This window comes from Amycolatopsis lexingtonensis (assembly GCF_014873755.1).
GTDB lineage: Bacteria > Actinomycetota > Actinomycetes > Mycobacteriales > Pseudonocardiaceae > Amycolatopsis > Amycolatopsis lexingtonensis.
Genome location: NZ_JADBEG010000001.1, coordinates 6,342,792 through 6,361,081 on the forward strand (window position 1 = coordinate 6,342,792; position 18,290 = coordinate 6,361,081).

17 protein-coding genes are annotated in these 18,290 nt (G+C 70.5%); 8 read left to right on the forward strand and 9 right to left on the reverse strand.

The window, feature by feature from the left end; translation table 11 throughout:
- Positions 1-28: 28 nt before the first annotated feature.
- Positions 29-1,309, forward strand: a complete 1,281-nt coding sequence (locus tag H4696_RS28635; RefSeq protein WP_192782590.1) for an LCP family protein — start codon at positions 29-31, stop codon at positions 1,307-1,309.
- A gap of 173 nt (positions 1,310-1,482) precedes the next feature.
- Here the strand turns inward: H4696_RS28635 and H4696_RS28640 are convergent, their stop codons facing one another.
- A complete protein-coding gene (locus H4696_RS28640) occupies positions 1,483-2,319 on the reverse strand; it encodes an NAD(P)H-binding protein (RefSeq protein WP_086857840.1) in 837 nt (278 codons plus the stop codon).
- A 108-nt stretch (positions 2,320-2,427) separates the two neighbouring features.
- On the opposite strand from H4696_RS28640, the gene H4696_RS28645 reads away from it, so the two are divergent.
- Entirely contained in the window at positions 2,428-3,138 is a 711-nt protein-coding gene (locus tag H4696_RS28645) for a TIGR03089 family protein (protein WP_086857841.1), read from the forward strand.
- Here the strand turns inward: H4696_RS28645 and H4696_RS28650 are convergent.
- On the reverse strand, positions 3,135-3,572 hold the full coding sequence (locus H4696_RS28650; protein ID WP_086857842.1) for a DoxX family protein: 438 nt from the start codon (positions 3,570-3,572) through the stop codon (positions 3,135-3,137). The two genes, H4696_RS28645 and H4696_RS28650, sit on opposite strands and share 4 nt — an antisense overlap.
- 258 nt (positions 3,573-3,830) lie before the next feature.
- Between H4696_RS28650 and H4696_RS28655 the strand changes: the two genes are divergently transcribed.
- The gene (locus tag H4696_RS28655) at positions 3,831-5,684 is read left to right on the forward strand and encodes an elongation factor G (protein WP_086857843.1); all 1,854 of its coding nucleotides are present in this window, start codon (positions 3,831-3,833) and stop codon (positions 5,682-5,684) included.
- On the opposite strand, the gene H4696_RS28660 is transcribed toward H4696_RS28655, so the two are convergent.
- Complete coding sequence (locus H4696_RS28660; RefSeq protein ID WP_086857844.1) at positions 5,681-6,496, reverse strand: DUF1206 domain-containing protein; 816 nt, start codon at positions 6,494-6,496, stop codon at positions 5,681-5,683. The two genes, H4696_RS28655 and H4696_RS28660, sit on opposite strands and share 4 nt — an antisense overlap.
- A gap of 137 nt (positions 6,497-6,633) precedes the next feature.
- On the opposite strand from H4696_RS28660, the gene H4696_RS28665 reads away from it, so the two are divergent.
- Entirely contained in the window at positions 6,634-7,029 is a 396-nt protein-coding gene (locus tag H4696_RS28665; protein ID WP_143264992.1) for a hypothetical protein, read from the forward strand.
- Here H4696_RS28665 and H4696_RS28670 read toward each other — a convergent pair.
- The 3 genes from H4696_RS28670 to H4696_RS28680 form a co-directional block, all read right to left on the reverse strand.
- Positions 7,026-7,451 carry a hypothetical protein gene (locus tag H4696_RS28670; protein WP_086857846.1) on the reverse strand — a complete coding sequence of 142 codons (426 nt, stop codon included), beginning with the start codon at positions 7,449-7,451 and terminating at the stop codon, positions 7,026-7,028. The genes H4696_RS28665 and H4696_RS28670 overlap by 4 nt on opposite strands.
- Positions 7,452-7,519: 68 nt before the next feature.
- Complete coding sequence (locus H4696_RS28675; protein ID WP_086857847.1) at positions 7,520-8,449, reverse strand: esterase/lipase family protein; 930 nt, start codon at positions 8,447-8,449, stop codon at positions 7,520-7,522.
- An 88-nt stretch (positions 8,450-8,537) separates the two neighbouring features.
- Positions 8,538-9,476 carry an alpha/beta hydrolase gene (locus H4696_RS28680; RefSeq protein WP_086857848.1) on the reverse strand — a complete coding sequence of 313 codons (939 nt, stop codon included), beginning with the start codon at positions 9,474-9,476 and terminating at the stop codon, positions 8,538-8,540.
- A gap of 147 nt (positions 9,477-9,623) precedes the next feature.
- Between H4696_RS28680 and H4696_RS28685 the strand changes: the two genes are divergently transcribed.
- Entirely contained in the window at positions 9,624-10,490 is an 867-nt protein-coding gene (locus tag H4696_RS28685) for a helix-turn-helix domain-containing protein (protein ID WP_086857849.1), read from the forward strand.
- Positions 10,491-10,598: 108 nt separating this feature from the next.
- Complete coding sequence (locus H4696_RS50340) at positions 10,599-10,844, forward strand: DUF2255 family protein (protein WP_211299638.1); 246 nt, start codon at positions 10,599-10,601, stop codon at positions 10,842-10,844.
- A gap of 19 nt (positions 10,845-10,863) precedes the next feature.
- On the opposite strand, the gene H4696_RS28695 is transcribed toward H4696_RS50340, so the two are convergent.
- Positions 10,864-12,021, reverse strand: a complete 1,158-nt coding sequence (locus H4696_RS28695; protein WP_086857850.1) for an acyl-CoA dehydrogenase family protein — start codon at positions 12,019-12,021, stop codon at positions 10,864-10,866.
- Positions 12,022-12,135: 114 nt separating this feature from the next.
- On the opposite strand from H4696_RS28695, the gene H4696_RS28700 reads away from it, so the two are divergent.
- Both H4696_RS28700 and H4696_RS28705 read left to right on the forward strand, forming a co-directional pair.
- Positions 12,136-13,794, forward strand: a complete 1,659-nt coding sequence (locus tag H4696_RS28700; protein ID WP_192782591.1) for a class I adenylate-forming enzyme family protein — start codon at positions 12,136-12,138, stop codon at positions 13,792-13,794.
- A 144-nt stretch (positions 13,795-13,938) separates the two neighbouring features.
- Entirely contained in the window at positions 13,939-16,500 is a 2,562-nt protein-coding gene (locus H4696_RS28705; protein ID WP_158104277.1) for a pentapeptide repeat-containing protein, read from the forward strand.
- A 3-nt stretch (positions 16,501-16,503) separates the two neighbouring features.
- Here H4696_RS28705 and purE read toward each other — a convergent pair whose 3' ends face one another.
- Together purE and H4696_RS28715 are read right to left on the reverse strand one after the other, a co-directional pair.
- Entirely contained in the window at positions 16,504-17,001 is a 498-nt protein-coding gene (gene purE / locus H4696_RS28710) for a 5-(carboxyamino)imidazole ribonucleotide mutase (RefSeq protein ID WP_086857853.1), read from the reverse strand.
- Positions 17,002-17,015: 14 nt separating this feature from the next.
- Positions 17,016-18,200: a 5-(carboxyamino)imidazole ribonucleotide synthase gene (locus H4696_RS28715; protein ID WP_086857854.1), complete on the reverse strand. Its 1,185-nt coding sequence runs from the start codon at positions 18,198-18,200 to the stop codon at positions 17,016-17,018.
- Positions 18,201-18,290: the final 90 nt, after the last annotated feature.

Here is an 18,290-nt window from a genome sequence, read left to right on the forward strand (position 1 = left end):
GCAGGGTGGTCGGGGGAGGTAGTCCAGGGTGGAAGACGAGCAGAAAAAGCCGGATGCGGCCGCCGAGCCGGTGACGCAGAGCGACGACTGGAAGCCGTCGCCGTTTCCGCGGACGGCTCCCGCTCCGGTGCCGTCGCGCGTGCGACGGGCCGGCCGCGTGACCCGCCGGGTCGCGATCGGCCTGGTGTCGCTGCTCGCGCTCGGCGCCAGCGGCTACGCGTACGTGACGAAGGACCAGTTGCAGAGCACGGTCCCGACGACCGACGCGCTCACCCCGCGCGCCGGCGAGCCCGCGCCACCCCCGGCGGACGACGGCGCGGACGACATCCTCCTGGTGGGCAGCGACGCGCGAACCGACGCCCAGGGCAACCCCCTCCCGGCGCGGCTCCTGCGGCAGCTGCGCACGGAAGCCAACAACGGCGCGGTGAACACCGACACGGTGATGGTGCTGCGGGTGCCGAAGAACGGCGGCAAGCCGTCGGCGGTCTCGATCCCGCGCGACACGTGGACCGACATCCCCGGGCGCGGCCAGGCGAAGATCAATTCGGCGTACGGCATCGCGAAGGCGCACTTCGCGCAGGAGCTGCGCGGGCAGGGCGAGCGCGACCAGGCGAAGATCGAGCGCGATTCGGACACCGAGGGCCGCCGGGTGCTGGTGCAGGCGGTCCAGGACCTGACGCAGGTGCGGATCGACCACTACGCCGAGGTCAACCTCCTGGGTTTCTACCTGCTGACCGAGGCACTCGGCGGCGTAAAGGTCTGCCTGAACCACGCGACCGAGGACAAGGACTCGGGCGCGAACTTCCGCCGCGGCGAGCAAACGGTGTCGGGCGGCGAGGCCTTGTCGTTCGTCCGCCAGCGCAAGAACTTGCCGCGCGGCGACCTGGACCGGATCGTGCGCCAGCAGGCGTTCCTGTCCTCGGCCCTGCACCAGGTGCTGTCGGCGGGCACGCTCACCAGCCCCGGCACGCTGAACGGCCTGATGGACGCGGTCCACCGCGCGCTGACGATCGACCCGGGGCTCGACCTGCTGCAGTTCGCGCAGCAGGCGAAGGGGATCGCTTCGGGGGACCTGGCGTTCGCGACGATCCCGGTGATCACCGCGAACGGGCGGAGCGCGGACGGCCAGAGCATCGTGGAGGTCGACCCGAAGGCGGTCCGGGAGTACGTGGCCGGCCTGGCGGGCCGCACGGCAACCCCGGCCGCGCCTCCCTCCGGCGGCGGCTCGGGCAGCGGCTCGGGCAGCGGCACCGCCCCCGCCGCGGCACCGCTGCGCCAAGACACCCCCGGCGTCCCCTGCGTCAACTGACCCCAGCGCCACTTTCCCTACGAAAGTGCCGCCACCTCACGAAAACCCAACGCGGCACTTTCCCTACGAAAGTGGCGCCGCCTCACAAGAACCTAACGCGTCGCTTTCACGTGAAAGTGGCGCCGCCTCACAAAAACCCAACGCGGAGCTTTCATAGGGAAAGTGCCGCGTCGTCAGGCGAAGTCGGTGCGGTGGTCCTCCGCCCACTGCCGGAACGTCCGCGGCGCCCGGCCCGTCACCTCGCGCACGACGTCCGTCACCGGCGACGGCTCCCGCAACCTCCGCTCCCAGGCCCGCAGGATCTCCGGCGGCAGCTCGGGCGGCCAGCCCAGCGCGGCCATCCGCTCGGCCGCCTGCTCCGTCGTCAGCTCCTCGACCCGCAACGGCCGCCCGAGGACGTCCGCGAGCACCGCCGCCTGCTCGCGGAACGAGATCGGCTCCGGGCCCGTCAGCGCGAGCGATTCGCCGGCGTGCGAGCGGTCGATCAGGATCCGGGCCGCGACCGCCGCCATGTCGCGCTCGTGGACGGCGTCGACGCGCGCGTCCGGGTACGCCGTGCGCACCACGCCTTCGGCGATGTCCGCGCGCCAGCCGAAGGCATTCGTCGCGAACGCGCCCGGGTTCAGCGCCGTCGAGGCGAACGACGCCGCCGCCAGCGCCTGCTCCACGGCGTTGTGCAGCCGCGCGATCCGGCTCTCCGCGGACTCCGGTTCGAGCGTCGCCCCCGACGACAGCAGCACCACGTGCTCGACGCCGGCCGCCTCGGCGGCCTTCACGAACCCTTCGATCCCCTGCGGCCGCGCGTACAGGAAGACCGCGGACACACCGGCCAGCGCGGCGTCCAGCGTCGAGGCGTCTTCGAGGTCCGCGCTCACCTTCGCGACGCCCTCCGGGACGTCCAGCGTGGTCGCGTCCCGGCTCGCCGCGCGCACGTCCTGACCTGCGGCGACAAGCTCTTCCACCACTGCCCGCCCGACGTTCCCGCGGGCTCCGGTGACGAGAATGGTCATGGTTGTTCCCCAGTTCCGAGATAGCTTTGCTTGCAAAACAAAGCTACTCAGCCCGGCGATCCGGTGTCAACCGGCGAGGTCACCGGTCCGCGCTTTAGCCTTGTCCACATGAGCCTGACCGACGAGCTGCTGCGCCCGCTGCTGGCCTCGCCCGCCCGACCGTTGATCACCCATTACGACGACCAGCTCGGCAGCCGCGTCGAGCTGTCCGTCGCGACAACCGCCAACTGGGCGGCGAAAACGGCCAACTGGCTGACCGAGGAGTTCGACGTCGAGCCGGGCGACGCGGTGGCCTTGCAGCTCCCGGCGCACTGGCAGACCGTCGGCGTGCTGCTCGGGGCATGGTGGTGCGGGGCGCGCGTGGTGGCCGAGGGCGCCGGCGCACGGGTGGCGTTCGTCGGGCCGGACGACCCGGAGCCGACCGGCGCGACCGCGACCGCCGTCGTCACGCTCGACCCGATGGGCCGCGGCCTCGCCGAACCGCCGGGCGGCGGCGCGTTCGACTACCTGACGGAGTCCCGGATGGCGGGCGACCAGTACAGCCCGCTCTTCCCGGTCCCCGGCGACACGGCGGCACTCTTCGACTCCACTGTGGACGAAGTACTGGCCGAAGCCCGCGCCCGCGCGGCGAAGCTGGGCCTCACCCCGGACGACCGCGTACTGTCCACAAAGGACTGGAACGGGCCGGAGGGCATCCTCGACGGCCTCCTCGTCCCCCTCGCCGCCGGCGCCCACCTGGTCCACGTCAGCAACGCGGACGAGGCAAAGCTGGGAGCCCGCCGTGATGCGGAGCGCACCACGGCGGACCTCCCGGCTTAAGCGTTCTGCAGTTCCCCGGCTTCGACGCGGCGGGCGCGCTTGCGGCCCCACAGCAGGTGGTCCAGCGAAAGCCGCCCGCCGTTGAAGCCGAGTGCGAGCCCGGCCAGCGCCAGCACCAGGACGAGCTCGTAGCCGCCCTGCCCGGTCAGGCCGTTGTCGATGTGCACCGAAAGCAGCGCGCCGACCGAGATCACGACGTACCCGATGCCGACCAGCGGCAGCAGGAACCCGGCGATGAACGCGATCGAGCCGAGGATTTCGACCGTCATCGCGAAGACCGCGGCGGCCGTGGGCAGCGGGATGCCCGTCATCGAGAAGAACTTCGCCGTGCCGTCGATGCCGTTGTTCCACTTCTGGAGGCCGTGCGCGAGGAAGACGACCGCGACGCCGATCCTCCCCAGCAACAGGGCCACGTCCTTGAATCGTCCGAACATCGGTTTCAGCTCCCCGGTGGGTGAATTTTCAACTGACCCGACCCAAGTTAGGGCCCCGGAACCCCCGATCGAAGCATCGGAGGGTGATCGACAGGGAACCGACAGGGACCGGCAGTAACTCGAAAACCCGGTTGGCGAGGGCCGCCGCGAGCGCTATTTTCGCCCTGACCTGCGTCGACGACCGTGAGGAGACCCCGATGCGCCGACAGACCGATCCGCCCGGCCTGTCACCCGCATCACAAAGGATCCCCCACGACCGTGAAAACCCTGAACATCGGCATTCTCGCGCACGTCGACGCCGGTAAGACCAGCCTGACCGAGCGCCTGCTCTTCGAAGCGGGCGTCATCGACCGCCTCGGCAGCGTCGACCGGGGCGACACCCAGACCGACTCGCTCGAGCTCGAACGCCGTCGCGGCATCACCATCCGGTCCGCGGTGGCGTCGTTCCCGGCCGGCGACACCCGGATCACCCTGATCGACACCCCGGGCCACTCGGACTTCATCGCCGAGGTCGAGCGCGCCCTGCGCGTGCTCGACGGCGCCGTCCTCGTGGTGTCCGCCGTCGAAGGCGTCCAAGCCCAGACCCGCGTGCTGATGCGCACCCTGCGCCGCCTCGCCATCCCGACACTGGTCTTCGTCAACAAGATCGACCGGCTGGGCGCCCGCGACCAGCTCGGCGACATCCGCGCGAAGCTGGCGCCGCGGGCGTTCGCGCTGCACACGACGTCGCCCGACGAGCTGGCCGAACTGCTGGCCGACGGCGACGACGCCTTCTTGGAGTCCTATGTGGAGGGCCACGCCGACGCCGCGGCCTGCCGCGCCGAGCTGGCCCGGCAGGTCGCCCGCGCCGAGCTGCACCCGGTGCTGACCGGCTCGGCGATCACCGGCGCCGGCGTCGCGGACCTGGTGACGGCGATGGCCGGGCTGCTCCCGGCGACCGAGCGCACCGGCGACGGGCCGCTGGCCGCGACGGTGTTCAAGATCGACCGCGGCCGCGCCGGGGAGAAGGTCGCCTACGCCCGCCTGCACTCCGGATCCCTGGCGCCACGGCAGAAGATTTCCTTCTACCGCGGCGAAACCGAGTTCACCGGCCGGGTCTCCGCGGTCGACGTCGACGGCGAGGACGTGGCGCTCGCCGGGGACGTCGCCCGGGTGCGCGGCCTGCGCGAGGTCCGGATCGGCGACCGGCTCGGCTCCCCCGGTGCCGCCCGGGACGGCGGGTTCGCGCCGCCGAGCCTGGAGACCGTCGTGCGGCCGGTCCGGCCCGAGCAGGCCGCGGCGCTGTTCACCGCGCTGACCCGGCTGTCCGAAGAGGACCCGCTGATCGACGTCCGCCGGTACGGCCACGACGTTTCGGTGCGGCTCTACGGCGAAGTGCAGAAGGAGGTGCTGCGCTCGATGCTGGCCGACGGCGCCGGCATCGACGTCACCTTCGAGCGGACGCGCACGCTGTACGTCGAGAAACCCGTCGCCCGCGGCGAGGCCCTCGAGGAGCTGGACCCGGAGCAGCGGCTGTACTTCTTCGCGACGGTCGGGTTGCGGGTGGAGCCCGGCCCCGGGGTCACGTTCGGGCTGTCGGTGGAGCTGGGCTCGCTGCCCCTGGCGTTCCACAAGGCGATCGAGGAGACCGTCCACAGCACGCTCGAACAGGGGCTCTACGGCTGGGAGGTGCTGGACGTCGCCGTCACGCTGACGCACACGGCGTTCTTCAGCCCGAACAGCGTCGCGGGCGACTTCCGCAAGATGACGCCGCTGGTGCTCATGGCGGCGCTGCAGGAGGCCGGCACGCGGGTGCACGAGCCGGTGCACCGCTTCGAGCTGGAAGTCCCGGTGCACGCCGTCAGCGCGGTGCTGGTCAAGCTGGCCGAGCTGCGCGCGGTCCCCGGCGAGCCGGTCACCGCGGGCGGTTCCTGCACGCTGCACGGCACCATCCCGGCGGAACACGTTCACGAGTTCGAGCAGGCGCTCCCGGCCCTCGGCCAGGGCGAAGGCGTCTTCCTCAGCGAGTTCTGCGAGTACCGGCCGTACCCGGGGCCGCCGCCGATCCGGCCGCGGACGGGCGACAACCCCTTGGACCGCAAGGAATACCTGGCGCAGGTCGCCCGGCGTTAGCGCTTGTGGGCCCAGGCCGCGCCGAAGCAGTACGCGCCGAACGCGGCGAGGCCGAGCGCCACGACGGTGAGCAGCACGGTGCCGAAGGGCTGGGCGGCGAGCGTCTTGAGGGCGGCGTCCAGCCCGCCGGCCTTGTTCGGGTCGGCCTCGAACCCGGCGATGGCGAGGAGGATCGCGACGATCGCGAGGACGACGCCCTTGGCGAGGTAGCCGACCCGGCCGACGCCGCCGATCCACCGCTTGGTCTTGCCCGGCAACTCGGTCGTGTTCAGGTCCTCGAGGAACTTCTTCTTGGCGCCCTTCACCCCGGCGGCGATCGCGACCCCGAGGACGGCCGCCGCGGCGATGACCACCAGCGCCGGCCCGGCCGGCAGCTTCAGCAGTTCGGCGGTGAACTCCTGCTGCTTCTGGCTGCTCGACCCGCCGCCCCCGCTGCCGGTGGCGATCCGGACGGCGGTGAAGCCGAGCAGGATCACGACGACGCCGCGGGCGGCGGCGCCGATCCGCTTGCGCGTCCGCTTCCCGCCGCTGACCCACTCGTACCCGGTCGCGGCCATCAGGAACTGCCAGAGCCCGAACAGGACGAGGCCGACGGCCACGACCCACAGCAGGACCTGGCCGAACGCCGTCGAGCCGATCTGCTGCAACGCGCCCTTCTGGTCGGCCTGCTCGCTGTCGCCGAAGGCGACCTGCAGGGCCAGGTAGGCGATGACCAGGTGCACGACGCCGTAGCACGCCATGCCGATCCGGCCGAGCAGCTGAGCGGTGTTGCTCTTTTCGCCCCGCTGGGCGTCGGCCTCGGTCCGGTGCACGCCTCTTTCGGCCTTCGCCCCGGCCCGGTTCGCGCCTTCTGATGTCCGGTTCATGCCCGCACGGGTACCCGCTCCGGCGCGCCTCCCGCTGCGCCAAGCGGCGTAATCACTTGCTGTGCCTGTGGCACGATCGCTTGGTGAACGCGCGATTGGTCGGCTACTGGTCGGAGTCGGAGCTGTACCCCGGCTCGACCGAGTACACCGAGCTCGGGTTCCGCGCCGACGGGACGGGCTGGCAATACTGGTCGAGCTGGAGCACCGAGTTCGTCGTCCACCGGTTCGCCTGGCACACACCGGAACCGGGACGGCTGGCCGTGCACCTGCGGATGGAGCTCGACGGCACGTGGGCGGCGGACAACACCCACCGCGTCGAACGCCGGGAGCACATCGACACCCGCCTCGACCTCGCCTGGACGCTCGAGCCGGACCACCGGCTGACGCTGGACCGGCCGCTCGACGACATGCTCGGCGGCACCCGGTTCGGGCCCGTCGAAGGCGGCGGGACGGACCCGACACTGGCGCCCGGGACTTAGGCGGGCCGCCGCCGGACCTCGTCGAGCCCGGCCCAGCCGCCGTTGACGGCGAGCAGCGTCAGCACCTGCTCGGCCTGTTCGGCGAACCGCGCGAGGTCGTCGTGCAGCAGCGCGGCGCGGTCGCCGTCGAGCTGGTCGGCGTCGTCGAACCAGAGCGAGATCACCGAACCGGCGGTGACGGCGAGCCCCTGCGTCAGGCGGAGGAAGCCGTCCGACGGCTCATCGGCGTCGGCGCGGTAAGCGGTTTCGATCTCGTCGCACGCGGCGAGCAGTTCCCGCAACTGCCGGACGGCCCCGGCCGGCGTGCCGTCCCAGGCGGCCGTCGGCCAGGCGCGGTCGGACAGCTCGAGCCACAGCCGCCAGCCGGCGACCAGCTCGGCTTCGTCGTGGGGCGTCCAGGACGCCGGAACCGGCCAGTACATGCTTCGAGGGTGACACCGCCGGAGCGGAAATCCGCCCCGGCGGTGGGTTATGTCTCATGTGGCGAAACTCAGCTGATGACGGGCGGCACAGGCACGCACGGCGGCGTCTTGGCGTGTGCGGGGTCGAGCGCGTTGAGCACCAGCCCCGCGGCGACGGGGTCGTAGGTGATGCCGAGGTGGTCGGTGAAGTCGAGCCCGCAGACGTTCTGCAGCAGGATGTTCTTGACGTTCGGGGCTGCTTCGAGGAACGCGCTCGTGTACGGCGTGACGACGTCGTCGTACCGGGTCTGGATGACGGTGTACTGGATGCCGTCGACGGTCTCGCCCCCGGCGTTGAGGTCGGTGAGGAAGTCCGACCCGACGGCTTGCTCGTTGCACGCCTGGCAGACGGTCCCGAGCGCGGCGGGCACGCCGGGGATCATTTCGAGGGTGCTGAGCAGCCCGAAGAGATCGGTCCCGTGGTTCGACGGCGACAGCCCGACGAGCCGGCTGATCTTGCCGGCGCCGCCGAGGTACTTGATCCAGTACCGGACGTTCATCCCGCCCTGCGAGTGCCCGACGACGTCGAGCTTCCGGGCCCCGGTGGCGCTGAGGACCTTGTCCCCGAAGGCGGCAAGCGCTTTCGTGGTGTCGGCGATCGGCCCGACGGTCTGCAGGAAGGTCCCGGGCGTCCCGCCGAAGTTCCCGGCGAAGACGCAGTACCCGGCGTTCGCGAGCTTCTGCGAGAGGTTGGCCCAGTTTTCGTAGGCGTTGGCGGTGGTCCCGTTGGAGAGCAGCACGGGATTCGGGTGTGCGGCGGAGGGCTTGCAGTTCCAGTCGTTCGCCCCGGGCGGCGCGATGGTGGGCGCCCCCAGCGAGTAGAGCGCGGCCGTGAGGATGTTCGGCTGCACGGGCCCGGTGGGTTCCCGTTCCGCGGCCTGTCCGGTCCCGGCCCCCAGTGCCAGCGCCGCCACCGTGGCGACGGCCGCCGTGAGCCACCTGCGCGTCGTTGCGCCCATCCGTTTCACCTCTCTGTGAACCGATGGTGATCCGCGTCACCACTGGGTTAACGCGCGGGTAACTTGTCTGGACACTCCCCCTTGTGGGTCATTTTCCTTCCGTCTTTTTGCTGGTAAGGGCTTCGCTGAAGTACGCGGCGAGCTTCTCGACGGCGGGATCGATGTACTCCTTCCGGTCGTAGAGGTCGACGTGGCTGGCGCCGTCGATCCAGTGGAGCTCCCGGGGACCGGTGGCGCGCTGGTGGACCTCGACGGCCATCCAGGACGTGACGGCGCGGCTGCCGACGATCTGCAGCAGCGGGCGCGGGGCGATGAGCGGGACGGCGCGGAAGGCGTCGAAAGCGGCCAGTTTGTCGACGCTCGGCCAGGTGAGGAACTTCGCGGAGCGGTCGTGCGCACCGCGCGGGGTGCAGTAGTACTCGAAGCCCTCGACGCCGTGCTGCCCGCCGAGCGCGCCGGCCTGCTCCGCGGTCTCGGGGAACATGGTCATGACGCCGGGATCTTCCCCGCGCGCCGCGGTGGTGCGAGCCTGCGCGGCGAGGTCGAGCAGCCCCTGGAAGACGGCCGGGTCCTGGGTGCCGTCGGCGCCGTAACGGAACTGACGGGCGACGTCGACGCCGGAGACGGTGGCCACGGCCTTGACGCGGTGGTCACCCCCGGCCGCGGCCAGCGAGTAGCCGCCGGAGGCGCAGATGCCGAGCAGGCCGACGCGGTCGGCGTCGACGTCGTCGCGGGTCATGAGGAAGGAGACGGCGGCCTTGAAGTCCTCCACGCGCTGGGCGGGGTCCTCCAGCCCGCGGGGCAGGCCGCCGGACTCGCCCTGGTGAGCGGCGTCGAAGGCGAGGGTGACGAAGCCGCGTTCCGCCATCAGCTGCGCGTAGGTGCCGGCGGTCTGTTCCTTGACGCCGGTCCCGGGGTGCCCGACCACCAGTGCCGGCCACGGCCCGGAAGCCGGTGTGTCAGGGGTGTAGAGGTGGGCGGCGAGCGGGATGCCGGCGCTGTCGAAGCTGACGGTGGTCCTGGCCATGGTGGCGCTCCTCGAGACGGTGGTGAGTGGTGCTCCACCACAGTCCGCCGGATCCCGGCCGGGCGGGAGAGACAGGTTTCTGCCGGGGAAAGGACTTGCCCCCCTTCACGTCCCCTGCATCAGCCGCGGCGGCGGGACACTGTGGACATGACGGCAGACTCCGACCCCCGCGCGCTGGGCGCGTTCCTCAAGGCCCGGCGGGCCCAGCTGACCCCGCAGGAGTGCGGCCTGCCCGAGCCGGATTCCGCGCGCCGGGTCGCCGGGCTGCGCCGCGAGGAGGTCGCCCGGCTCGCGTCGATCAGCGTGGACTACTACACCCGGCTGGAGCAGGGCCGCGTCCGGGCGTCCGCGCCCGTGCTGATCACCCTGGCCCGGGCCCTGCGGCTGGGCGACGACCAGCAGCGATACCTCTACGAGCTCGCCGGCCGGGCCGACGCCCTGCCCCGCCGGCGGCGTTCCGCGCAGCGCCTGCGCCCGGCGATGCGCCGGCTGCTCGGCCAGCTCACCCGGACACCCGCGCTGGTTCTCGGCAAGCGCCTGGACGTCCTGGCCTGGAACCCGGCCGCCGCGGCCCTCTTCACCGACTTCGCCGCCCTCCCGGCGGACCGCCGCAACTACCTGCGGCTGCTGTTCACGAACCCGGCTGTCCGGCAGCTGCACGAAGAGTGGGCCCACGACGCCCGGGAAGCCGTCGCCGCCCTGCGGATGGAGGCCGCGGCCGACCCCGACGACCCCGATCTCGCCCGCCTCGTCGGCGACCTGTCCGTCCAGGACCGGGACTTCCGCACCTGGTGGGCCGAACACCACGTCAACAGCGCGAGCTACGGCACCAAGCACTACCGCCACCCGGTGGTGGGCGAGCTGACGCTCGACTGCGACACCTGGGCCAGCCCCGACGGCTCCGGCCAGCGCCTCATGGTCCTGACCGCGGAGCCCGGCAGCCCCTCCCACGACGCCCTGCTGATCCTCACCTCGTGGACGGCGGAGCAGCCGAGCCCGGACCGGACGCGATGACCGGGTGGCGACCCGAAGACCTGGCGCTGCTGACCGGCGCGGAGTCCCTGGTCCTGACCGCCGGCGGCGAGGGCGGCGGCGTGGAGCTCGGGATGGTCCTGGTCCGCGGTGAGCTGTACGTCCGCGCGTACCGCGGGGGCCGGATCCCGCTGGTACCAGGCGGCACGGGAGCACGGCCACGGCCGGATCCGGCTGGGGAACGTCACCCGCGACGTCGCCCTGGAAACACCGGTCGACGAGCCCGCGGCGGAAATCGACGCCGCCTACCGGCGCATGTACGGGCAAGCGGCCGGCTCGCTGGTCGCGAGCCCGGCGGCCCACGCCGCGACGGTCCGGATAGTTCCGGCGGGGTGACCCCGCCGGAACGATCCGGTCAGCCCTTGAGCAGGGCGCGGGCCATGACGACCTTCTGGATCTGGTTGGTGCCTTCGTAGATCTGGGTGATCTTCGCGTCGCGCATCATGCGCTCCACCGGGAAGTCGCGGGTGTAGCCGGCGCCGCCGAAGAGCTGGACCGCGTCCGTCGTGACCTCCATCGCGATGTCCGACGCGTACGCCTTCGCCGCTGAGGCCATGAAGCCCGCGCGCTTGTCGCCGCGCTCGGAAGCCGCCGCCGAGGCGTAGACCAGGTGGCGGGCCGCTTCGATCTTGGTGCCCATGTCGGCCAGCATGAACTGGACGCCCTGGAACTCCGCGATCGCCTTGCCGAACTGCTTGCGGTCCTTCACGTATGCCACGGCCGCGTCGAGGGCGCCCTGGGCGATGCCCAGTGCCTGGGCGCCGATCGTCGGGCGGGTGTGGTCGAGGGTGCGCAGGGCCGTCTTCAGGCCGGTGCCCGGCTCGCCGATGATGCGGTCCTCGGGGATCGTGCAGTTCTCGAAGTAGATCTCGCGCGTCGGCGAACCCTTGATGCCGAGCTTCTTCTCCTTCGGGCCCACCGAGAAGCCCGGGTCGTCCTTGTGCACGACGAACGCCGAGATGCCGTTGGCCTTCTTCTCCGCGTCCGGGTCGGTCACGGCCATCACCGTGTACCAGGAGGACTCGCCCGCGTTCGTGATCCAGCACTTGGTGCCGTTGAGCACCCAGTGGTCGCCGTCGAGCCGGGCGCGCGTGCGCATCGACGCGGTGTCCGAGCCCGCTTCGCGCTCCGAAAGCGCGTACGACGCCGAAGCCTCGCCCGACGCGATCGAGGGCAGCACCAGCTTCTTCACGCTCTCCGAGCCGGACAGGATGATCGGCTGCGTGCCGAGCTTGTTCACCGCCGGGATCAGCGACGCCGACGCGTCGACCCGCGCGACCTCTTCGATCACGATGCAGGCGCCGACGGCGTCCGCGCCCTGGCCGTCGTACTCCTCGCCGATGTGGACGGCGTTGAAGCCCGACTTGACCAGCGCGTTGTACGCCTCGATCGGGTAGCGCTCGTTCTCGTCGACCTCGGCCGCGTACGGCGCGATCTCCTTCTCGGCCAGAGCCCGGACCGCGGCCCGCAGCTCCTCGTGCTCCTCGGCAAGCTGGTACAGGCCGTCGGTCACTTCGGGTCACCTTCTCTGCAACGTCGGAAGAGTTCTGTCGATGTTAGCGCTCGTTCACAGCAGGTGGCGCCCTCGTCCTTGTGTCGTTGACCGCAGAATTCGTATGGTCGAGTGATGCCGCTCACCGCGCCGACGACGCCGCCCGGTTTGCCCGCCTCCCTCGACTACCCCGAAGTCCCCGTGGGTTCGATCCTCGCCGCGGGCGCCGCCCGCTGGGGCGACCGGATCGCCTTCGAGCACGAAGGCCGCACCCTCACCTTCACCGAGACGTGGCACGCCGCGTGCCGGTTCGCGCACGCGCTCCGGGCCCGCGGCATCGGCCGCGGCGACGTCGTGGCGCTGCACCTGCCGAACTGCCTCGCGTTCCCGGTCGCCTACTACGGGACGCTGCTGGCCGGCGCCACCTTCAGCCCGGCGAACCCGCTGCTCCCGCCGGACGACCTCGCCTTCCAGCTCGCCGACTGCGAGGCCGCGGCCGTGGTGACGTTCGGCCCGGTCGCGGGCGCGCTGGCGAGCGTCGCCGACCGCGTCCCGGTGCGGCTGACGGTCGTCGTCGCCCCCGCCGGCGACCTGGCCGAGGGCGCCGTCGAGTTCGAGGCGTTCCAGGACGGCCGGCCCGCGACGCGTCCCGAGGTGGACATCGACGTCCACGAAGACCTCGCGCACCTGGCCTACACCGGCGGCACCACGGGCCGTTCGAAGGGCGTGCGGCTCACGCACCGCAACGTCGTCGTCAACACCCTCCAGCACGCCTGCTGGGGCTCCGGCTCGGTGCCGGCGCTGGACGCGCGGGGCGACATCACCCTCGACCAGATCGGCAGCGAGGAGGAGTGGGCGACGCGCCTGGGCACCGGCGTCGCGATCAACCTGACGCCGTGGTTCCACGCGATGGGCATCATCGGCGGCCTGAACGCGGCGGTCCTCGCGGGCACGACGATCGTCCTGCACACGCGCTTCGACCCGGCGGCGTACGTCGCCGACGCCGAACGGCTGCGCATCACGGGCATCGGCGGCGCCCCGGCACTGTTCGCCGCGCTGCTCGCGACGCCGTCGTTCCACACCGCCGACCTGTCGTCGGTCCGCTCGATCGGTTCGGGCGCGGCGCCGATGAACCACGCGATGATCACCGCGCTGCGCGAGCGCTTCCCCGGCGTCGTCGTCAGCGAGGGCTACGGCCTCACCGAAGCGACGATGGGCGCGGTGATTTCGCCGACGTACCAGTCGGGAACGCGCAAGGTCGGCTCCGTGGGCGTCCCGATCTTCGACACGGAGGTCAAGATCGTCGCGGCCGAAGGCGGCGAAGACCCGCTCCCGGCGGGCGAGAAGGGCGAGGTCTGCCTCCGCGGCCCGCAGATCATGCAGGGCTACCGCAACCGCCCCCAGGAGACGGCGGACGCCCTGGTCGACGGCTGGCTCCACACGGGCGACATCGGCATCCTCGACACCGACGGCTACCTCTCCATCGTAGACCGCAAGAAGGACATGCTGCTGTACAAGGGATACAACGTCTTCCCCCGCGAGCTCGAGGAACTGCTGGTGACGATGCCCGGTGTGGCGGCGGCCGCGGTGGTCGGCCGCCCGGACACCGAGGTCGGCGAGCTGCCGGTGGCGTTCGTGGTGCCGCGCGGGCCGCTGGACGCGGACGAGCTGATGGCCGCGGTCAACGAGAAGGTGCTGCCGTACAAGCGGTTGCGGGAAGTGCACGTGGTCGAGCAGATCCCGGTGTCCGCGGCGGGGAAGGTGCTGAAGCGGCAGCTGCGGGAACAGCTGTGAGGTAACCGGGCAATATCGAATACGCATCGGACCGCGGGCGGCGTAACGAAATCCGGGCGGATCACGAAGCGCTTCCGAAGCTGTGGCGAACTCCTTATCATGGCGGGGATCGCCACACAGTGGTCCGCCGGCCGGGGGAATTGCATGGAGCAGAAGTTCACGGCAACCAGTCTGCCCGCGGCCGTGCGCTGGCTTTTCGAAACCAACGGCTACGACGTCAGCGGTCCCGTCGAGCGCGGCGGCGTCGAAGTCGAGCTCGTCGCGACCCAGCTGTCGGGCTTCAGCGAGCAGAACGTCTACATCGAGCCCACGGTCCAGCAGGTGGACGACACGATGTACGACGGGTACCTCGCCAAGCTGACGCCGTTCCGCAACGAGCCCGGCGCGCAGCGGATGATCATTTCCCCGACGGGATTCGCGCCGGGTGTCAAAGAACGAGCCGGTGCCGAGGGAATTCTCACCTTCACCTACGACGAGCTCTTCGCGAACTTCGAACGAGTTCAACCCTATTTGTCGTACATCCTGGGCGATTCACGTCAGGCCAAGACCCTGCAGGCGCTCGACGAAGTCTACGAAGAGCCCAACTTCGACGACAAGTACGGGAACCAGTGGGCGACGCGCCACCTCAGCGAGTGGCTCTACGACGAGGACAAGGACCGGTCCTGGCTGATCATCGTCGGTGAGTACGGCACCGGCAAGACCGCGTTGACCGAGGTGCTGCAGAAGCGCTGGGCCGAGCTGTACCAGCAGGGCCTCAGCCCGCGCCTGCCGTTCCGGATCGAGCTGCGGGACTTCGCGAAGCAGTTCGACTCCCGCGGCTTGCTGCACCACTTCCTCGACCGGAACGAACTGACCCACCTCCCGGTTTCCTTCGTCGAAAGCATGATCTCCAACGGCCGCGTCGTGCTCCTGCTGGACGGCTACGACGAGATGGCCCAGTACCTGAACGTGCGCGAGCGGCGCGCGTGCTTGGAGGCGCTCGCGGACCTGGCGAGCAACGGGGCGAAAGGGATCTTGACGAGCCGCCCCAACTACTTCACGGAAGCCGAAGAGCTGCGGGTGTTCGAAGTCCTGTACCAGAAGCTGGGCGGGTCACACCGCCCGATGGACGTGCTGGACCGCGCCGTCGTCGAGCAAGAGCGCGAGGTCGACTCGCTGCTGGAGCGCTTCGTGCTCAACCGCGTGGAACGCAGCTTGCGGGACCTGACGTACGAACAGACCATCGAACTGGTGCGCAGGCGCCTGAAAGACGACCCCGAGGGCGCCGACGTGGTCACCGGGCTGCTGTCGAAGGTCTTCCGCAACGAAGAGGACCGGAACGTATCGCTGTCCGGGAAGCCGGTGATCATCACCTACCTCCTCGACGTCGTCGAAGAACTGAAGAAGGACGACAACGAAGACCTCGAACGGAAGATGTCCGAGTGGGACATCTACAACCTGATCGTGAACAAGCTCATGCTCCGCGACTGGGCGCGGACAGCGACCCTGTTCCCGACGGAGCGGCTTCTCTTCCTCCAGAAACTCGCCCTGCACACGTCGACGAGCCAGCAAAAGAGCGTCAACGAAGCCAACTTCCGCGAAGTCGTCCGAACGGTGTTCGAGTCGAAGATGACGAGGAAGCGCATCGAAGGCGTCACCGATGCGGAAGATTCCCTCTTCGACGACCTGCGGTCCTCCACCACGCTCACGAGAAGCACCGACAAAACCACCGCGCGGTGGCAGTTTTCCCACAACTCGCTGCGCGAGTTCCTGCTGGCCGGCTACCTCATCGACTGCCTCGTCGACGGCAAGCCGGAGCCGCGGTCCGTCCCGGTGACCGACACCATGATCACCTTCGTCAACTCGATGCCGGAGGAGAAGCTGCAAGAGGCCTACACGCAGCTCTCCGCCCTCTGGCCGTCGCGGAAGATGCACAAGGGCATCGATCAGATGCTCACGCTGCTCTGGGGCGCGAAGCGGCACAACGAACGCAAGAACCGAAGCGTCCCCGCCAGCCTGCGCGACCTCATCGGCGACAGCTTCGACCTCTCGAACTGCACGCTGACCGGCGTCAGCTTCAGTTCAGGGGACCACGTCGACCTGCGCGGCCTGAACGCGTCGAGCAGCATCATGACCGACACCGTCTTCACCGGTGTGGATCTGACCGGGTCGAACTTCTCCGAATCCGCGATCGACGCGTGCGTGCTCTCGAACGCCGACGTGACCGGCGCGGACTTCTCAAACCTCCTGATGCTGGACACGGAGATCACCGGGCTGGTGTGCACCGGAGCCGACTTCACCAACCTCGCCAAGGACTCGACGGCGCTGCTGAAGGTCGGGAAAGACCTCCACGTGCTCGACGCGACCAGGCTCCGGGGCTACCTGAAGCGGCGGGGTGCGATCACCGACCCCGTCAACCCGTACTTCATGTTCTGCCTGGACCAGAACTTCGACATCTGCGAGAAGATCTGCCGCGTCCTGCTGGACGGCGCGTGGCACCAGCGCCTCGGTTTGGAGCAGCGCGGCGCGTCCGAACGGAACGTCAAACTGGCCAAGAAGTTCGTCCAGTTCCTGATCTCCGTCGGGCACGTCCAGATCAAGAACGGCACCGGCGGAAAGCTCATCGGCACCACGCAGAGCGGTCGCCCGGTCGTGGCCCGGCTGAGCGAGAACGCCCACATCGACGAGACGCTGCTGCCCTTCTTCGAGGAGAACTTGCGCCAGTAGGACTCAGTGGCCGGTCTTCGCGCGCAGGGCCGCGTCCTTGTCCAGGACCAGCTTCTCCAGGTCCTGCTGGAACTTCGCCATCTTCGAGCGCAGGCCTTCGTCGGACGCCGCCAGGATGCGGACGGCCAGGAGGCCCGCGTTGCGGGCGCCGCCCACCGAGACCGTCGCCACCGGGACGCCGGCCGGCATCTGGACGATCGACAGGAGGGAGTCCATGCCGTCCAGGTACTTCAGGGGGACCGGGACGCCGATCACCGGGAGGACCGTGGCCGAGGCGACCATGCCCGGGAGGTGGGCCGCGCCGCCCGCGCCCGCGATGATCACGCGGATGCCGCGGGCCACCGCCGAGGTCGCGTAGTCCAGCATGCGCTGGGGCGTCCGGTGCGCCGAGTAGACGCCGACCTCGTACTCGACGCCGAACTCGTCCAGCGCCGCGCCGGCCGCCTCGAGGGTCGGCCAGTCCGAGTCGCTGCCCATGATCACGCCCACCTGCGGCGCCATACCCGTCACTCCCGTCAGTGGATCTCGTAGCCGTCGAGCCAGACGGCGTGGGACAGCCAGTGCGCCGACAGCAGCGCGCGGTTGCGCAGGTCGTCCATGCGCTCGCCGGTGAAGTTGACGTGCCCGAGCTTGCGCCCCGGGCGCTCCTGCTTGCCGTACAGGTGCACGCGGACCTCCGGGTACCGCGCGAACAGGTGGTGCAGCCGCTCGTCCGGGCCCATCTCGGGCAGCACGTCGGCACCCAGCACATTCGCCATCACGCACGCCGGCGCGACCAGGTCGGTGCGGCCCAGCGGGTAGTCGAGGACCGCGCGCAGGTGCTGCTCGAACTGCGACGTGCGCGAGCCGTCCATCGTCCAGTGGCCGGAGTTGTGCGGGCGCATCGCCAGCTCGTTCACCAGCAGCCCGGTGTCGGTCTCGAACAGCTCCACCGCCAGCAGGCCCGTGACGTCCAGCGTCGACGCCACCCGCAGCGCCAGGTCCTGGGCCTCGTGCACCCGCGAGTCGGACAGCCCGGGCGCCGGCGCCAGCACCTCGGTGTTGATGCCGCCCTCCTGGACCGTCTCGACCACCGGGTACGCCGCGCCCTGGCCGAAGGGCGAGCGGGCGACGAGCGCGGACAGCTCCCGCCGCATCGCCACCTTCTCCTCGACCAGCAGCGCCGTGCCCGCTTCGAGCAGCTCCGGCACCGTCTCGCGGGCGTGCTGCGCGGTGTCCAGCATCCAGACACCGCGGCCGTCGTACCCGCCGGTCGACGCCTTGAGCACGACCGGCCAGCCGTGCTCGCCGCCGAACTTCACCACGTCGTCCACTGTGGACACCTCGGCGAACGCCGGGCCCGGCACGCCGAGGCCCGCCATCATCTCGCGCATCACCAGCTTGTTCTGCGCGAAGCCCAGCGCCGACGGCGCCGGCCGGATGACGTAGCCCTCCATCGCCAGCGTCAGCAGGTGCTCGCCCGGCACGTGCTCGTGGTCGAACGTGAGCACGTCGACCGAGGCCGCGAACTTCCGCAGGGCTTCGAGGTCGGTGTGGTGCCCCAGGGTGACGTCGCCCGCGACGAGCCCCGCGGCTTCGTTCTCGCTCGCGGCGAGCACGCGCAGGGACTGGCCGAGGGAGATCGCCGCCTGGTGGGTCATCCGGGCCAGCTGGCCGCCGCCCACCATGCCCACGACGGGCAGACCGGTGTGTTTGTCCATAGCGCCAGTCAGCCTACTGCGCCGATTTTTGACAATCCGACCGGCAGTCACGGCGGAAAGTGCGGTCAGCGGGTCGGCGCCGGACCGTTC

What these genes read in the sequence shown, in the direction of transcription:
- H4696_RS28640 (WP_086857840.1), bottom strand. Translation starts at nt 2,319, where the DNA reads ATGACCATTCTCGTCACCGGAGCCCGCGGGAACGTCGGGCGGGCAGTG.
- H4696_RS28645 (WP_086857841.1), top strand. Translation starts at nt 2,428, where the DNA reads ATGAGCCTGACCGACGAGCTGCTGCGCCCGCTGCTGGCCTCGCCCGCC.
- H4696_RS28650 (WP_086857842.1), bottom strand. Translation starts at nt 3,572, where the DNA reads ATGTTCGGACGATTCAAGGACGTGGCCCTGTTGCTGGGGAGGATCGGC.
- H4696_RS28670 (WP_086857846.1), bottom strand. Translation starts at nt 7,451, where the DNA reads ATGTACTGGCCGGTTCCGGCGTCCTGGACGCCCCACGACGAAGCCGAG.
- H4696_RS28675 (WP_086857847.1), bottom strand. Translation starts at nt 8,449, where the DNA reads ATGGGCGCAACGACGCGCAGGTGGCTCACGGCGGCCGTCGCCACGGTG.
- H4696_RS28680 (WP_086857848.1), bottom strand. Translation starts at nt 9,476, where the DNA reads ATGGCCAGGACCACCGTCAGCTTCGACAGCGCCGGCATCCCGCTCGCC.
- H4696_RS28685 (WP_086857849.1), top strand. Translation starts at nt 9,624, where the DNA reads ATGACGGCAGACTCCGACCCCCGCGCGCTGGGCGCGTTCCTCAAGGCC.
- H4696_RS28700 (WP_192782591.1), top strand. Translation starts at nt 12,136, where the DNA reads ATGCCGCTCACCGCGCCGACGACGCCGCCCGGTTTGCCCGCCTCCCTC.
- H4696_RS28705 (WP_158104277.1), top strand. Translation starts at nt 13,939, where the DNA reads ATGGAGCAGAAGTTCACGGCAACCAGTCTGCCCGCGGCCGTGCGCTGG.
- purE (WP_086857853.1), bottom strand. Translation starts at nt 17,001, where the DNA reads ATGGCGCCGCAGGTGGGCGTGATCATGGGCAGCGACTCGGACTGGCCG.
- H4696_RS28715 (WP_086857854.1), bottom strand. Translation starts at nt 18,200, where the DNA reads ATGGACAAACACACCGGTCTGCCCGTCGTGGGCATGGTGGGCGGCGGC.